Annotated in this window: 12 protein-coding genes; 6 read left to right on the top strand and 6 right to left on the bottom strand. The window is 74.3% G+C overall.

What is annotated here, in order from left to right; all coding sequences use genetic code 11:
* Window positions 1-35 precede the first annotated feature (35 nt).
* The 3 genes from AB0I21_RS17475 to AB0I21_RS17485 all read right to left on the bottom strand — a co-directional run bounded on the left by AB0I21_RS17475 (window position 36) and on the right by AB0I21_RS17485 (window position 5,755).
* Window positions 36-1,466, bottom strand: a complete 1,431-nt coding sequence (locus AB0I21_RS17475; RefSeq protein ID WP_360562193.1) for a DUF4132 domain-containing protein — start codon at window positions 1,464-1,466, stop codon at window positions 36-38.
* The gene (locus tag AB0I21_RS17480; RefSeq protein ID WP_360562195.1) at window positions 1,373-4,249 is read right to left on the bottom strand and encodes a hypothetical protein; all 2,877 of its coding nucleotides are present in this window, start codon (window positions 4,247-4,249) and stop codon (window positions 1,373-1,375) included. The genes AB0I21_RS17475 and AB0I21_RS17480 overlap by 94 nt, the downstream gene beginning before the upstream one ends.
* A 183-nt stretch (window positions 4,250-4,432) precedes the next feature.
* Entirely contained in the window at window positions 4,433-5,755 is a 1,323-nt protein-coding gene (locus AB0I21_RS17485) for an ATP-dependent 6-phosphofructokinase (protein WP_360562196.1), read from the bottom strand.
* Window positions 5,756-5,833: 78 nt separating this feature from the next.
* Here AB0I21_RS17485 and AB0I21_RS17490 point away from each other — a divergent pair, with 78 nt between their 5' ends.
* A complete protein-coding gene (locus AB0I21_RS17490; RefSeq protein ID WP_360562197.1) occupies window positions 5,834-6,403 on the top strand; it encodes a hypothetical protein in 570 nt (189 codons plus the stop codon).
* Between the two features lie 90 nt (window positions 6,404-6,493).
* On the opposite strand, the gene AB0I21_RS17495 is transcribed toward AB0I21_RS17490, so the two are convergent.
* The gene (locus tag AB0I21_RS17495) at window positions 6,494-7,330 is read right to left on the bottom strand and encodes an AAA family ATPase (RefSeq protein ID WP_360562199.1); all 837 of its coding nucleotides are present in this window, start codon (window positions 7,328-7,330) and stop codon (window positions 6,494-6,496) included.
* An 11-nt stretch (window positions 7,331-7,341) separates the two neighbouring features.
* A complete protein-coding gene (locus tag AB0I21_RS17500; protein ID WP_360562201.1) occupies window positions 7,342-8,322 on the bottom strand; it encodes a LacI family DNA-binding transcriptional regulator in 981 nt (326 codons plus the stop codon).
* Window positions 8,323-8,569: 247 nt separating this feature from the next.
* Between AB0I21_RS17500 and AB0I21_RS17505 the strand changes: the two genes are divergently transcribed.
* From AB0I21_RS17505 to AB0I21_RS17525, 5 genes are all read left to right on the top strand, one after another.
* Entirely contained in the window at window positions 8,570-8,878 is a 309-nt protein-coding gene (locus AB0I21_RS17505; RefSeq protein ID WP_360562247.1) for a DUF3303 family protein, read from the top strand.
* A 28-nt stretch (window positions 8,879-8,906) separates the two neighbouring features.
* Window positions 8,907-10,070, top strand: a complete 1,164-nt coding sequence (locus AB0I21_RS17510) for a metallophosphoesterase (RefSeq protein WP_360562202.1) — start codon at window positions 8,907-8,909, stop codon at window positions 10,068-10,070.
* Window positions 10,071-10,281: 211 nt separating this feature from the next.
* The gene (locus AB0I21_RS17515) at window positions 10,282-11,328 is read left to right on the top strand and encodes a 3-deoxy-7-phosphoheptulonate synthase (protein WP_360562204.1); all 1,047 of its coding nucleotides are present in this window, start codon (window positions 10,282-10,284) and stop codon (window positions 11,326-11,328) included.
* A 29-nt stretch (window positions 11,329-11,357) separates the two neighbouring features.
* Entirely contained in the window at window positions 11,358-11,543 is a 186-nt protein-coding gene (locus tag AB0I21_RS17520) for a hypothetical protein (RefSeq protein ID WP_360562206.1), read from the top strand.
* On the top strand, window positions 11,522-11,941 hold the full coding sequence (locus AB0I21_RS17525; RefSeq protein ID WP_360562207.1) for a hypothetical protein: 420 nt from the start codon (window positions 11,522-11,524) through the stop codon (window positions 11,939-11,941). Before AB0I21_RS17520 ends, AB0I21_RS17525 begins: the two co-directional genes overlap by 22 nt.
* Here the strand turns inward: AB0I21_RS17525 and AB0I21_RS17530 are convergent.
* A complete protein-coding gene (locus AB0I21_RS17530; protein ID WP_360562208.1) occupies window positions 11,934-13,505 on the bottom strand; it encodes an ABC-F family ATP-binding cassette domain-containing protein in 1,572 nt (523 codons plus the stop codon). The genes AB0I21_RS17525 and AB0I21_RS17530 overlap by 8 nt on opposite strands.
* Window positions 13,506-13,598 lie beyond the last annotated feature (93 nt).

Here is a 13,598-nt window from a genome sequence, read left to right on the forward strand (position 1 = left end):
GCGGCTGCGTTGGGGCCGGGTTCAGGGCATCCTCTTCAGTGGCATCCGCCGAGGTCGCGGAGGACTTCCGAGGCCGAGACCGGGTCCAGTGCCGAGAACGGGACGGTGCGCTCGCTCGACCACTGGTCGCCGCCGGCTGGGCAGATCCAGATCTCCAGGGACTGCTCGGGGAGCTCGCCCGGGACGCCCATCATGATGCCGGGATCGAGGTCGGCGATCAGGGTGCCGCCGCCGGGCAGTCCCGGGCCCGCGGGCAGGTCACGCTCGATCCGGCCCTGGTGACCGCCGTCCTGCCCGGACCGGCGCCAGCCGCGTCGCTCCAGGCTGAGCAGCTTGACCGTCAGCGCCTTCCTGCCGTCGAACCGGTCCAGCCGCGCCGCCGTGCCCTCCTGTGCCGTCAACGCGTGGGTGTCGCGGGCCAGTTGGCGGAACGGCTGCAGGATCTCGTAGTCGGCGAACACCTCGGACCACTTCGGCACGTCGAGGTGCACCGGATGCGCCACCGACACGACGGCGTCGTCGGCGAGCAGGACCGGCCCGTCGCCGGCGTCCGCGAGCGTCCGGTCCTCCGCCAGTCGCACCGCGACGTCCACGCCGCCGTGCGTGACGAGCCAAACCAGCCGCCGGGCGAGCTGCCACAGCAGCGGGTGCTGCAGGAACGTCCGGCGGAACTCGGCCCCGGTCCACTCCCGCCGCATCACCATGGCCCGCTCCAGCCGCTGCGCCTGCTCGCCGGCGACCTTGCGGACGGTCTTCTTCGCGGCGGCGAAGCGTTGCTGGGCGGCCGGAGCGAGGCGCGGGTCGTCGCCCGCCGCGGGCGCCGGCAGGTCCTTGCGCCTGGCCCCGGCCTCGTCGATCACGTACGGCCGGAGCCGCTCGTCGAACCCACCCACGAACCCGCGCGGGCCGTAGTCGAGGGTGAGGGTCGCGTCGGGCGCCAGGTCCAGGTGCGGGACGAGCCGGTCGGCGAGCTGGTCCGGGGTCAGGTCGAGAGCCTCGGCGACCTCGCGGAGCTTCAGCTCGGCGCGTGCCCTCACCGCCTTGGCCTTCATCTTCGCGGCGATGTCCTGCAGCTGGGTCAGCGCCGCGTCGGTGCCGAGCTGGGCGAGCACGTCCAGGCCGGCCGCCGCCCGCTGGTGGGCGCCCTGGTGCGGCCAATCCCGCACGGCTGCGGCGAGCCGGACCGCGGTCTCGTCGTCGCCGATCAGCGCCTGCGCGTCCAGCACCCAGCTGTCCGCCGTGGGCGCGCCGGCCCGCTCCCAGCGCTCCAGCAGCGCCCAGGCGAGCCGGGCCAGATCGGCCGGCTCGCAGGCGTCCCTGACGATGGGGATTCCGGCGTACGGGTCGCCGCTCCTCGACACCATCAGCATCGTCACCAGGTGCCCGGCGGCGTCGGCCGGCAGGACGTGCGTGCCGCCCGGCAGGACGTGCGCGCTGCCCGGCAGGACGTGCGCGCTGCCCGGCAAGACGTGCGCGCTGCCCGGCAGGACGTGCGCGCTGCCCGGCAGGACGTGCGCGCTGCCCGGCAAGACGTGCGCGTCGCCCGGCAGGACGTGCACGCCGGCCCGCAGCCTGACCGGTGGCAGCGTCGCCGGGTCGGCCCACGCCGGCGCGAACGGTATCCGCGCGGGCAGGACGTCGAGCGGGTCGGTGTCGAGCAGGTCGCGGATCGCGTCGCCGGCCCGCGGCCCGTGCCCACCGGCGACGTCGAGGACCGTGTCCCGGTGCCCCGCGGCGGCCAGGGCGAGCAGCGCCTGCTCCGCGTGCCGGCGGCCCACGCCCTGCCTGCCGAGGGCGGGCGGCACCAGCGCCCGCGCCGCGCCCGCGGATGCCGCCGCAGCCATTCCAGAGCGACCGCCCGCGCCGCCTTCAGCCGCCCGTGCCACCCGGCGACGAGCAGGGCGACCTTCGGCCCCGCGTACGCCAGCAACGCCGGCCCTCCGTCCGCCGGGCTCCGCCGCGCGACCCGCAACACCAGCGGCAGGGCCGCGACCCCGAACCGCGCGGCGAGCAGCCGAAGCCAGTAGTGCGCACCCCACAGGCGCTTCGGCTCCCACGTCGCCAGCAGCGGCCTGACGAGGTCCTCGGGCCCCGCCTCGAACAGGTCGACGGCGAGCCAGTCCTCCAGCGACCCGGCCCGCAGCTGCGAGGCGAGCTGCTCGGGGTCGTCACGGTCCACGCCGCGCTTGAGCCGGGCGACCAACTGCTCCCGCTCACCGGGCGGCCACACCACGGCCGGCTCGTCGTCGCACCGGAGACCAGGCACCACGACCGGCTTCACCACCGCCCGCCGGACCTCCCACGGCGGCGTGACCAGCACCGCCGGCAACGCGATTCGCCCCGCCTCGGCCAAGCCCCCGCCCGCCGCCCGCGCACCGTCGGCCACGGCCGGCACCAGCCCCGGATGCCGCACGGCATGCCGCCGCAGCAGCTCGGCGATCCTCGCACCACGCTGCGCCGCCTCGACCGCCAGATGACCCGCCGCAGCCGGACTCCCCGAACCCGCCGCGACCGCGCCCGGACTCTCCCAACCCGCCGCGACCGCGCCTGGACTCTCCCAACCCGTCGCAACTGTGGCTGGGCTCCCCGAGACCACCGCGGCCGTGCCTGGACTTCCCGAACCCGTCACGACCGTGGCCGGACTCCCCGAAACCGTCGCAGACACAGCCGAACTCCCCGAGACCGCCGCGGCTGCCGCCGAACCCACCGCTTCCGTGGCCGGATGGCTCAAGGCTGCCGGTGCCGTCGCCAATTGGTCGGCACGGGACGCGGACGACAGGAGGCGCATCGCCCGCTCCGGGAAGCGCTCGGCGGCGGTCTCGACGGCCGGCTGGGCGCCGCGGACATCGAGGGCGTCGAGCAGTGCCTGGAACGCGCGGTCGGTCGGGACTGCGGCCAGGGTCGCCATCAGGACGCGCTGCTCGTCGGCAGTGCCCCAGTCCGACCGGTGCCAGCCGGCGTAGACGTCGAGGACGCCGTCGCCGAGCCCTTCGGCAACCGTGTGGATCATGGCGGTGCCGCGCAGCAGCCGCCAGCCGACGGAGTGGATCTGGGGACGGATGAGAGCCGCCTGCGCCGGGGTGTGCGCGGCCGCCATGAGCAGCGGTGCGTACGGATGCCGCCGGCCGTCGGCGGCCAGCTCCCGGGCGTCCTCGTCGACCCAGGCCGTCCGGTCGGGGGCGAGGAACGACGCCGCGATCCGCCGGGCGAGCGTCCCGGCCCGGGGCTCCCGCAACGGCTCGGCCGCCGGCACGTCAAGGCCACCGGACACGGCCACCTGACCGGACGGCACCCCAGCCAGCAACTCCGACACGGACTCAACCGCCGACACGTCGAGACCACCGGACACGGCCACCTGACCGGACGGCACCCCAGCCAGCAACTCCGACACGGACTCAACCGCCGACACGTCGAGACCACCGGACACGGCCACCTGACCGGACGGCACCCCAGCCAGCAACTCCGACACGGACTCAACCGCCGACACGGCGAGGCCATCCGATGTGGCGACCTGGCCGGACGGCACCCCGGCCCACGGCTTCGACACGGACGCGCGGCGGGTCCTGTCGGCCTCGCCGCCGAGGGACTCAACCGCCGGCACGTCAAGACCACCCGACACAGCCACCTGACCGGACCGCGCCCCGGCCCGCGGCTCCGGCACGGACGCGATCGCCGGCGCGGCGGGCTGGCCGGATGGCGTCCTGGTCCGCAGGTCCGACAAGGACTCGATGACCGTCGCGTGGAGGTCGTCGGAGGCGGTGGTGAGGGCGACCCGGAGCTGGGCGAGGATCGGCTCGACGCCGAGGGTGCCGTTGTGTGCGTCGGCCTCGTCGGCACGGTGGGTGACCGTCGTGTGCCGGCCGGGACAGGCGGGGGCGTCGCAGCGCACGGTGAGTGGTCGGAGACCGGCGAGCTCGATGCCCGCGGACGCGGCGAACGCCAGGCCTTCGTCGGCGATCCAGCGGTCGGCGATCGCCCGGGGGTCGAACTTCGGCACCCGCGGTGTCCAGAGCAGGATCGCGGCCGCGGCCGCCGCGCCGGATGGGCTGCCGGAGGGCGCGTCGGCCAGCGCCGCGGCCGGGGAGAGGCGCAGGGCGGCTGACGTGTCGGGCCAGTCGGGCACCGCATCCGTCACGGGGGTGTACGCCACGCGCGTCCCGCCTCGCCGCGGGTGGATGCTGCGCCGCCACGACGCCGGCACCACCAGCCGCGCAGGCAGAGCGCCCCCGACCACCGCCTTCTCAGTCACGCCGTCACCCTTACCAGACCCACCGACAATTTCGGGCCGCGACCGGGGCGAAGGTGGGAGCGCGGGGTGCGGGCCGGGGCGAGGGTGAGAGCGCGGGGTGCGGGCTGGGGCGAGTTCGGGCCGCAGGGCGAGGGCGGGCGCGGCGCAAGAGGCAAGGGGCCGGCAACAGCGCGAGGGCGGGGCTCAGGCGAACACCGGCGGCTGCCCGGTCGCCTCCAGGACCGACATCCACAGGTCGCCGTTGGGATCGGCGAGGTTGCGGGAGCTGATCGCGAGGGAGATCGGCACGTGCACGAACCGTCCCCGCCACCTGCCCACCACCATCTCCGTCCGCCCCGCCATCGCCGCGTGCACGGCGGCGTGTGCGAGGCGGATGCAGTACACGCTGTCGTACGGGTTCGCGGGCACGCTGCGGATCGTGTAGCTCGGGTCGATGTACTTCAGGTTGGCCTCGACGCCCGCCGCGGCGAAGTCCTCGGCGATGCGGTGCCGCAGGTACCGGCCGAAGTCCTGCAGGCGCACGTTGCCAGACGCGTCCAGTGAGGAGGCCGCGTCGAACAGCTCCTGGCCGGCGCCCTCGGCGACGACGATCATGGCGTGTCCGCGGTCGACGACGCGGGCGCGCAGGTGGGCGAGGAAGCCGCCGGGGCCGTCGAGGGAGAAGGGCACCTCCGGGATGAGGACGTAGTCGGCGTCGTTGTTGGCGAGCGCCGCGTAGCACGCGATGAACCCGGAGTGCCGCCCCATCAGCTGGACGAGCCCGATCCCGTTCGGGAACGCGGTCGCCTCCACGTGTGCGGCCCGGATCGCCTCCGTGGCCTTGGCGAAGGCCGTCTGGAAGCCGAAGGAGCGTTCGATGTACGGGATGTCGTTGTCGATCGTCTTCGGCACGCCGACCACGGCGATGCGGCGGCCGCGCTCGGCGACGACCTCGGCGATCTTCAGCGCGCCGCGCATGGAGCCGTCGCCGCCGATGACGAACAGGACGTTGACGGACAACTGCTCGAGGCAGTCGACGATCTCGTCCGGGTCCTGGTTGCCGCGGGAGGTGCCGAGGATCGTGCCGCCGTACTCGTTGATGCCGGCGACGACGTCGGCGTCGAGGTCGACCACGGACCGGCCGTAGCGGGCGGTCATGCCCTGGTAGCCGTTGCGGAAGCCGAAGATGCGCCGCACGCCGTAGTGGTTGGTGAGCTCCAGGACCAGCGCGCGGATCACGTCGTTGAGCCCGGGGCACAGCCCGCCGCAGGTGACGATCCCGACGCGGGTCTTCGACGGGTCGAAGAAGATCTTGCGTCGAGGGCCGCCGGGCTCGAAGCCGGGCAGCTCGTCGACGGGCACCCCACGCGCCGCGACGAGGGACACGGTGTCGTCGAGCAGGACCCGGTCGGACTCGTCGACGTAGTGCTGGGTGGTGCGCCCGGTGCGCAGCAGCGCCGCCAGGGGTGAGTCGATGCGGCTCTCGCCGAGCGTCCTGACCTCGAGCCTGGCCCGTTCGTCCACCATGTGCCCATGCTGGTCGACGCGCGTTTCGTGCCGGTGAATTCGGTTGAGCGCTTTGCCGCCGGCGGGGATGGTGGAGCGATGCGGGTCACCTTCCACCGGCTTGCCGACCACCAGTGGGCCGATGTGCTCATCGAGCGCGACGACGGTGTGGTCTACCGGATGCACGCGGGTCCGGTGACCGCGCACGCGCCGCACGACCTGGTGCACTTCACCGTCGAGGACGCCCTCGGCATGCCCGACGGGATCTGGGGCTCGATCGCGGGCGGGGTCGTGTTCCGCAGCATGACGCACGTGTCGGGGCGCCGGCCGCCGCACGCGGCGGAGCGTTCGGCGGAGCTGATCCGGGCCAACCGGGACCGGCTGCAGCGGGCCGAGCTGATCGGCGGGTTCGTCGAGCGGGCCGCCGCCGTCCCGGACGGGGACCTGGACCTGGACCGGCTCGCCACCCAGCAGGGCGCGGACCCGCTCGCCGTGAGCGACAAGGCGGCCGTGGTGCGCGCGGTCGCCGCGCTGCGGGCCGCGCAGCGGACGTGGGCGGGCCTCGAGGTGGGTGCCGAGCTGACGTTGACGTGGCCGCGGCACCGGCGGCTGGCCCCGCTGGAGCGCAAGGTGCGGCGGCGGCAGCAGACGTTGCGGCGGGCTTCCTAGGTGTACGAACCGAGGTAGCGCAGCCGACGTCGCGGCGGGATTTCCCGGTGTACGAACCCGGGCGGCACGGCAGACGTCGCGGCCGGTTTCCTAGGTGTACGAACCGGGGTAGCGCAGTCCACCGCAGAGGCACAGCAGCACGATCGCGAGGATGAACGCGATCCCGAGCGTCCATGCCGCGCGGATCGCCACCCGCGTCTGCAGGTCGCGTGGGCGGGTGGGGGTCACGACGGGCGGCTGCACGGAAGCGGGGCGGCTGCCGTCGAGGGGGTCGACCCAGCCGGCGGCCGCGACCGCGAAGTCGCCGGCGAACGCGGCGTGGTCGGCGGGGATGCGTCCGGCCAGGCGGACCGGCAGGGCGTCGAAGTCGCCGCCGTCGCCGACGACGATCACCGACCCGGGCACCCGCCGGCGGTCGAGGGCCTCCAGCGCCAGGAGGGTGTGGCCGACGGCGTCCGCGTCGGTGCCGGTCACCACGGCGACGGGAGCGCGGACGGCGGAAGCGAGGTCGGCCACCGTCCAGTCGCCGCCGGTCGGCGTGACGACCCCGTCGCCGACGAGGATCACGACCCGGTCGTGCTTCGCGCCCAGGTCCCTCACGACCGCGGTGACGGCGTCGAGCCCGGTCCCGGCAGGCAGTTCGACAAGCGCCGCCACGTGCGAAGCCAGCACCGCGAACTGCGAATCCGACCCCGCGACCTCCGACGACGGCGCCGCGACATCCGAAGAAGGCGCCGCGACCTCCGACGACGGCGCCGCAGACTGCGGAGACGGGGCCGTGAACTGCGAAGAGGCCGGGGGGCCGCCGAGCACCAACGCGGCGGCGCTCCCGCCGGTGGTCGCGGCGAGGGCGGCCGCGGCCACCACCCAGTCGACGGACGACGAGGTGGGGGTCACGACCCACGGGCCGCGTACAGGCAACGACATCGACGACGATCCTAAGCCCGCGGCGGCGCCGTCGACGACCGCACCACGAGGTGCGTGGCGAGCTCCACGTGCAGGGCGTCCAGCTGGTGGCGCTCCAGCAGGCGCACGAGCAGCGACACCGCCATCCGCCCCATCTCCGGCAGCGGCTGGCGGACCGTGGTCAGGCTGGTGGCCTCGGCCAGGTCGATGTCGTCAAAGCCGGTCACCGACAGGTCGTCCGGCACCCGCAGGCCCCGCTCGGCGGCCGCCTGCATCGCCCCGACGGCGGCCTTGTCGTTGAACGCGACGAGCGCCGTCGGCGGCTGCGGCAGGTCCAGCAGCGCGCCCGCGGCCCGCCGGCCGTGCTCCGTGGTCGGCTCGATGGCCCGGAGCAGCTCGACGGACGGCAGGACCCCGACGTCGGCGAGCGCGGCGTTGTGCCCGGCCAGGCGGGCGTCGCTGGCCAGCCACTCGGTCGGGCCGCCGATGACGCCGATGCGGCGGTGGCCGAGGCCGACGAGGTGCGCGGTGACCTTGCGGGCGCCGGCGAAGTGCGCCGCCGACACCGACACGATGTCGGGCGGCAGCGTGGTGCGCGGGTCGACGACGACGAACGGGATCCGCCGCCGTTGCAGCTCGACCAGGTCCGCGCCCGGCTCGGGCGGCAGGATGACGATGATGCCGCCGATCCCGTCGTGCCGCTCCAGGTCGCGCAGCAGCGGGGTGCGCTGGGCCGCCTCCCCCGCGGTGAGGACCAGCTGGCGGCCGTGCAGCTGGACGGTCTCGGCGATCGACGACACGATCAGCCCGAAGTAGTCCGTCAGCACGTACGGGCAGCGCAGGTACACCCGGTCGCCGGCCGGTCGCGGCTCCCGGGCGGGCCCCTGCGCGCTGAGCCGCTCCGCCGCCTGGCGCACCAGGTCGCGGGTGTGCGGGGCGACCGTGCCGTGGTCGTTGAGCGCCCGCGACACCGTGGCGATCGACATACCGGTCGCCGCCGCGATCTCTCTCACCGTGACCTTGCGCATCCGTTGCGGTCCCCGTTTCCGGCGTCTTTGGGAAGGACACTTGACAGTAGGCCGACCAGGGCTGTTTCCTGGTTCCAGGCGATGTTACACGCCGATGTTTCATTTGTTACAGCTCCCCGGCAGGGGTGTCCGGGCGAGGACGGCGACGGTGGGGTGGTCGTCCGGGCCTGGCGGACGGGGCGGACGGTCGGGGCCGGCCGCCCCGTCCACTACGCTCGTCCCGGTGCTGTTCATGGTGATCGAGCGGTTCAAGGACGGTCAGCCCCGGCCCGTGTACGAGCGGGCCCGCGAGCGCGGCCGCCTCATGCCCGACGGCCTGCGCTACGTCGACAGCTGGGTCGAGGCGAGCTTCGCCCGCTGCTTCCAGCTCATGGAGTGCGACGACCTCACGCTGCTCATGACGTGGATCGCCCAGTGGTCCGACCTGGTCGACTTCGAGGTCGTGCCGGTGGTCACCAGCGCCGCGGCCGCCGCCGCGGTCACCGGCACGGAGGCGGCGAGCGCGGCCACCAGCGCGGAGGCGGCGGCCGCCACCGGCTGAGGTTGCGGGCGGCTGGCACGATCGCCGGATGCTGTTCGCCGGGCTGGTCCTCGTCGCCGTCGCCGCGTCGCACGGGTACCTGTGGCTGCGGCTGGTGCGCGACACGACCCGCCACCCCCGGGCCCGGCGGATCGGCGCCTGGGTGGTGGGCGCGCTGGCGCTGCTCTTCGCCGTCACCGCTGTCGGGAACCGGGCGCTCCCGCGCCGGTTCGAGATGACGTTCGAGCGCGTCGTCGGCTGGCCCGGTTACGTGTGGATCGCAGCAGCGGCCTACCTGTCCCTCGCGCTTCTCGTCCTCGAGCTACCGGTCCGGTCGGCGACGTGGGTCCGCGGCTTACGCCGTACATCTGCGGAAAACGCAACGACGAGTGAGGATGCGGACCGGAGCCGGCGGCTGCTGGTGGCACGCGGCGCCGCGATCGCCGCCGGGCTCGCCGCGACCGGCGTCACCGCCGCCGGGATGGTCACCGCGCTCGGCCCGCCGCGGACCCGCCGGGTCCAGATCCCCCTCGCGAAGCTGCCGCGCGGCATGGACGGCACCCGGATCGCGCTCGTGTCCGACGTCCACCTCGGCGCGCTGCTCGGCCGGGCGCACACGGAGCGGGTGGTCGCGGCCGTCGAGGCCCTCGACGCGGACATCGTCGCCATGGTCGGTGATCTCGTCGACGGTACCGTCGGTGACCTCGCCGACGCCGTCGCCCCGCTGCGGGCGCTGCGCAACGCGTACTTCGTGACGGGCAACCACGAGTACTTCTCCGGGCACGAGGACTGGGTCGAGCACCTCGGCACGCTGGGGCTGCGGGTGCTGCGCAACGCGCGGGTGGAGCTCGGCGGGCTCGACCTCGCCGGGGTCAACGACGCGACCGGCGGCACCGTCGGCGACCCGCCCGACCACGACCTGGCGCTCACCGGCCGCGACCCGGCCCGGCCCGTCGTCCTGCTCGCCCACCAGCCGGTCCAGGCGCACGAGGCGGCCCGCCGCGGCGTCGACCTGCAGCTGTCCGGGCACACGCACGGCGGGCAGCTGTGGCCGTTCCACCATGTGACCCGGATGTCCCAGCCGGTGATCAGCGGCCTGGGCGCCGTGGACGGTATGCCCGTCTATGTCACCAACGGGGCGGGCTTCTGGGGCCCGCCGGTGCGGGTCGGCGCGCCGCCAGATGTGACGTTGATCGAACTGCGGTCCGCCTGAGGGTGCATCGCGGTGTTCTTGGCGTACGATGGCCGCGTGATGATGGCGTATTGGCGCTTTACCGTGGCTCCGGGTGGAGCCGGCGGGCGTTTGCGCTGACCTGACATCACCCGGAGCCAGCAAGGGCAGAGACCAACGTCTCTGCCCTTTGTCGTGTCACACGGCGGGCTGGAGCACCGGACCCGCCTCACACCTGAGAAGAGGACGGGACATGAACACCAGCAACCTGCGCGTCACCGGCTACCGGCCACTCGTCACGCCGCGCGAGCTGCAGGCCGAGCTGCCGATGGACGACGCCCGCGCCGAGGTCGTCCGACGATCCCGGGACGAGGTCCACGCGATCGTGACCGGCGCCGACGACCGGCTGCTCGTCGTCGTCGGCCCGTGCTCGGTGCACGACCCGGTCGCCGCCGTCGACTACGCGCGCCGCCTCGCCGCCGTCGCCGCCGAGCACAGCGCCGACCTGTGCGTCGTGATGCGGGTGTACTTCGAGAAGCCCCGCACCACGGTCGGCTGGAAGGGGCTCATCAACGACCCCGGCCTCGACGAGACGTTCGACGTGCCCACGGGCCTGCGGCTGGCCCGCCGGCTCCTGCTGGACGTGCTCGGCCTCGGGCTGCCGGTCGGCTGCGAGTTCCTGGAGCCGACGAGCCCGCAGTACATCGCCGACGCCGTCTCCTGGGGCGCGATCGGCGCACGGACCCCGGAGAGCCAGGTCCACCGCCAGCTGGCGTCGGGCCTGTCGATGCCGGTCGGCTTCAAGAACGCCACGGACGGTGACGTGCAGGTCGCGATCGACGGCTGCCACACCGCCGCGAGCCGCCACGTGTTCTTCGGCGTCGACGAGGACGGCCGCGCCGCCGTCGTGGAGACCGCCGGCAACCCCGACTGCCACATCATCCTCCGCGGCGCCCGCTCCGGCCCGAACTACGGCCCGGCGGAGGTCAGCGACGCCCTGGCGCGCCTGGAGAAGGCCGGCATGCCGCAGCGGCTCGTGGTCGACGCCAGCCACGGCAACAGCGGCAAGGACCACATCCGCCAGGGGGCGGTGGCCCGGGAGATCGCCGAGCAGGTCGCCGCGGGCCAGGCCGGCATCGCCGGCGTCATGCTGGAGAGCTTCCTGGTCGAGGGCCGGCAGGACCTCGGCGGCGAGCTCGTCTACGGCAAGAGCGTCACCGACGCCTGCATGTCGTGGGACACGACGGAGACCCTCCTGGCGGACCTGGCCGCCGCCGTCCGCGCCCGCCGCGCCGCCTGAGCCACCCCGCCGCCGGCCATCTTCCATCGGTGGCCGGCGGCGACTTCGCGGTCTCGAAGGGAGTCTCCACCGCCGCTCTCGAACGCGACCTCGGCAACCCTGTGAGTGATGCCGAATCGCTCGGCAAGGGCAACGACACGGCGCAGTTCTTCGAGCGGGGGCTCGTCACGGTGCGCGGGGGGAGGGTGCAGGCGTGGACCAGCACCAGTTCGTAGACGCCCAGGGCGTGCAGATCGGGGACCACGGCACGCAGACGAACAACTTCACCAACGCCGTCTACGCCACCACCGGTCACGGTGCCGTGGCGCTGCACTGGGCGATGCTCCCGCTCTACGAAAGGCTCGGCGGCGCCACCGGCTGGCTCGGCTTCCCGACACACGGCGATGCCGACGTCCAGTGGTTCGAGGGCGGCGTGATCGCCGGCGACCAGGCCGTCCCGCTCGCGATCTACACCGAGGCGCGGGAACTGCCGCTCGGGCCGGTGCGGCGGCTCGGCGACGGGGCGGACCAGGCGCAGTTCTTCGACAAGGGGCTGGTCACGGTCCGCGACGGGGTCGCCGAGGCGTGGGTCCAGCCGCCGCCGGTGGACTTCTTCAAGGACTGGATCAGCTGAGGCGCAGCTCGCGGCCGGGCCAGCGGGAGCGGAGCCAGCGGTCGTGGCTGGCGACGACGATCGCGCCGGGGCCGGGGCCCAGGGCGTCCTCCAGCTCGTCGGCGAGGGTCGGGGACAGGTGGTTCGTCGGCTCGTCGAGAAGCAGCAGCTCCGGCGGGTCGGCGATGAGCAGGGCGAGGGCGAGCCGGCGGCGCTGGCCGACCGACAGCTCCCCCACCGGCCGGGCGACGTCGCGCGGGGCGATCAGGCCCAGCGACCGCAGCGGCACCGCCGCGGCGCGGTCCGGGCCGAGGGTCTGGTCATAGACGGCGGCCACCGTACGGTCGGGGTCTGGGAAGACGGTGTCCTGGGTGAGGAGGCCGACGGTGAGGCCGCCGCGACGCTCGACGGTGCCCGCGGACGGGAGCCGGCCGGCGAGGACGGCCAGGAGGGTGGACTTGCCGGCGCCGTTGGGGCCGGTGACGAGGATCCGGTCGGTGGCGAGGATGTCCAAGCGCTCCACGGACAGGCGGCCAGGCACCGTCAGGGAGCGGGCGGCCACCAGTACACCATCCGCCGACGCCGAAGCGAGCGCCGTGGCGTTGAAGCGCAGCGGGGCAGGGGGTTTGCGGACCTGGGTGCGGGTGAGGTCGTCGAGGCGGCGGCCGGCGTTGCGGACGCGGCGGGAGATCTGCTGCTGGACGCGGCCGGCGGTGTGGCCGTAGCCCATCTTCTCGCTGTCGCGGCGTTCGCGGCCGGGGGCGACCTGGTGCGCCGTGACGGCGACGGCCCGGCGCAGCTCGTCGAGCTGCTCCTGCTCCTCCTCAAAGCGGCGCTCCCAGCGTTCCCGCTCGGCCCGGCGGGCAGCCTGGTAGTCGGTGTAGTTGCCGCCGTACCGGGTGGGGCCGTCGACGGCGGGGTCGAGGTCGATCAGGTCGGTGCAGACGGCGTCGAGGAAGGCACGGTCGTGGCTGGCGAGGACGACGGCGCCGGGCAGGTCGCGCAGCTGCGCCTCCAGGAACGCGGCGGCGTCGTCGTCGAGGTGGTTGGTGGGCTCGTCCAGCAGCAGCGCCGCCGGGCGGCGGATGAGCACGGCGGCGAGGGCGAGCCGGCCGCGCTGCCCGCCGGAGAGCGAGCCGAGCGGGCGGTCGTGCGCCAGCGCGCCCAGGCCGAGGCCGTCGAGGACGAGCTCGGCGCGCCGGTCGGCGTCCCACGCGTCGTGCAGCTGGGCGCGCTCCAGCACCACGCCGTACTCCTCGAGCGTCATCGACGACGGGTCCTCGAGCGCCGCGATGTCCGCGCGGGACTCGCGCAGCGCTTCGTCGAGGACGTCGGCGATGGTGGCGTCCGCGTCGAACGGCATCTCCTGGTGCAGGTACCCCAGGTCCTCCGGGCGCACGACGGTGCCGGACTCGGGCTCGTCGGCGCCGGCGAGCAGCCGCAGCAGGGTGGACTTGCCGGCGCCGTTCTCGCCGATGAGGCCGATGCGGTGGCCCGGCGAGGCGGTCAGGGAGACGCCGTCGAGCACGCGGCGGGTGCCGTACGTGCGGACGAGGTCATACGCGAGCAGGGCGGAAGAGGACATGCGGACACCACCGGCGTTTGGGTAAACGGAAACCCGCCGGGCAAGTGGCCTCGGGCGCGGGTCGGGGAGGTGTCAGTGGATCACATCCCCTCC

It is taken from the genome of Dactylosporangium sp. NPDC050588, from assembly GCF_040654975.1.
GTDB classification, from domain to species: Bacteria; Actinomycetota; Actinomycetes; order Mycobacteriales; family Micromonosporaceae; genus Dactylosporangium; species Dactylosporangium maewongense.

Excerpts from the sequence above, each read along its gene's own strand:
- AB0I21_RS17530 (WP_360562208.1), bottom strand. The coding sequence starts at position 13,505 with ATGTCCTCTTCCGCCCTGCTCGCGTATGACCTCGTCCGCACGTACGGC.
- AB0I21_RS17510 (WP_360562202.1), top strand. The coding sequence starts at position 8,907 with ATGCTGTTCGCCGGGCTGGTCCTCGTCGCCGTCGCCGCGTCGCACGGG.
- AB0I21_RS17505 (WP_360562247.1), top strand. The coding sequence starts at position 8,570 with ATGGTGATCGAGCGGTTCAAGGACGGTCAGCCCCGGCCCGTGTACGAG.
- AB0I21_RS17495 (WP_360562199.1), bottom strand. The coding sequence starts at position 7,330 with ATGTCGTTGCCTGTACGCGGCCCGTGGGTCGTGACCCCCACCTCGTCG.
- AB0I21_RS17490 (WP_360562197.1), top strand. The coding sequence starts at position 5,834 with ATGCGGGTCACCTTCCACCGGCTTGCCGACCACCAGTGGGCCGATGTG.
- AB0I21_RS17515 (WP_360562204.1), top strand. The coding sequence starts at position 10,282 with ATGAACACCAGCAACCTGCGCGTCACCGGCTACCGGCCACTCGTCACG.
- AB0I21_RS17485 (WP_360562196.1), bottom strand. The coding sequence starts at position 5,755 with ATGGTGGACGAACGGGCCAGGCTCGAGGTCAGGACGCTCGGCGAGAGC.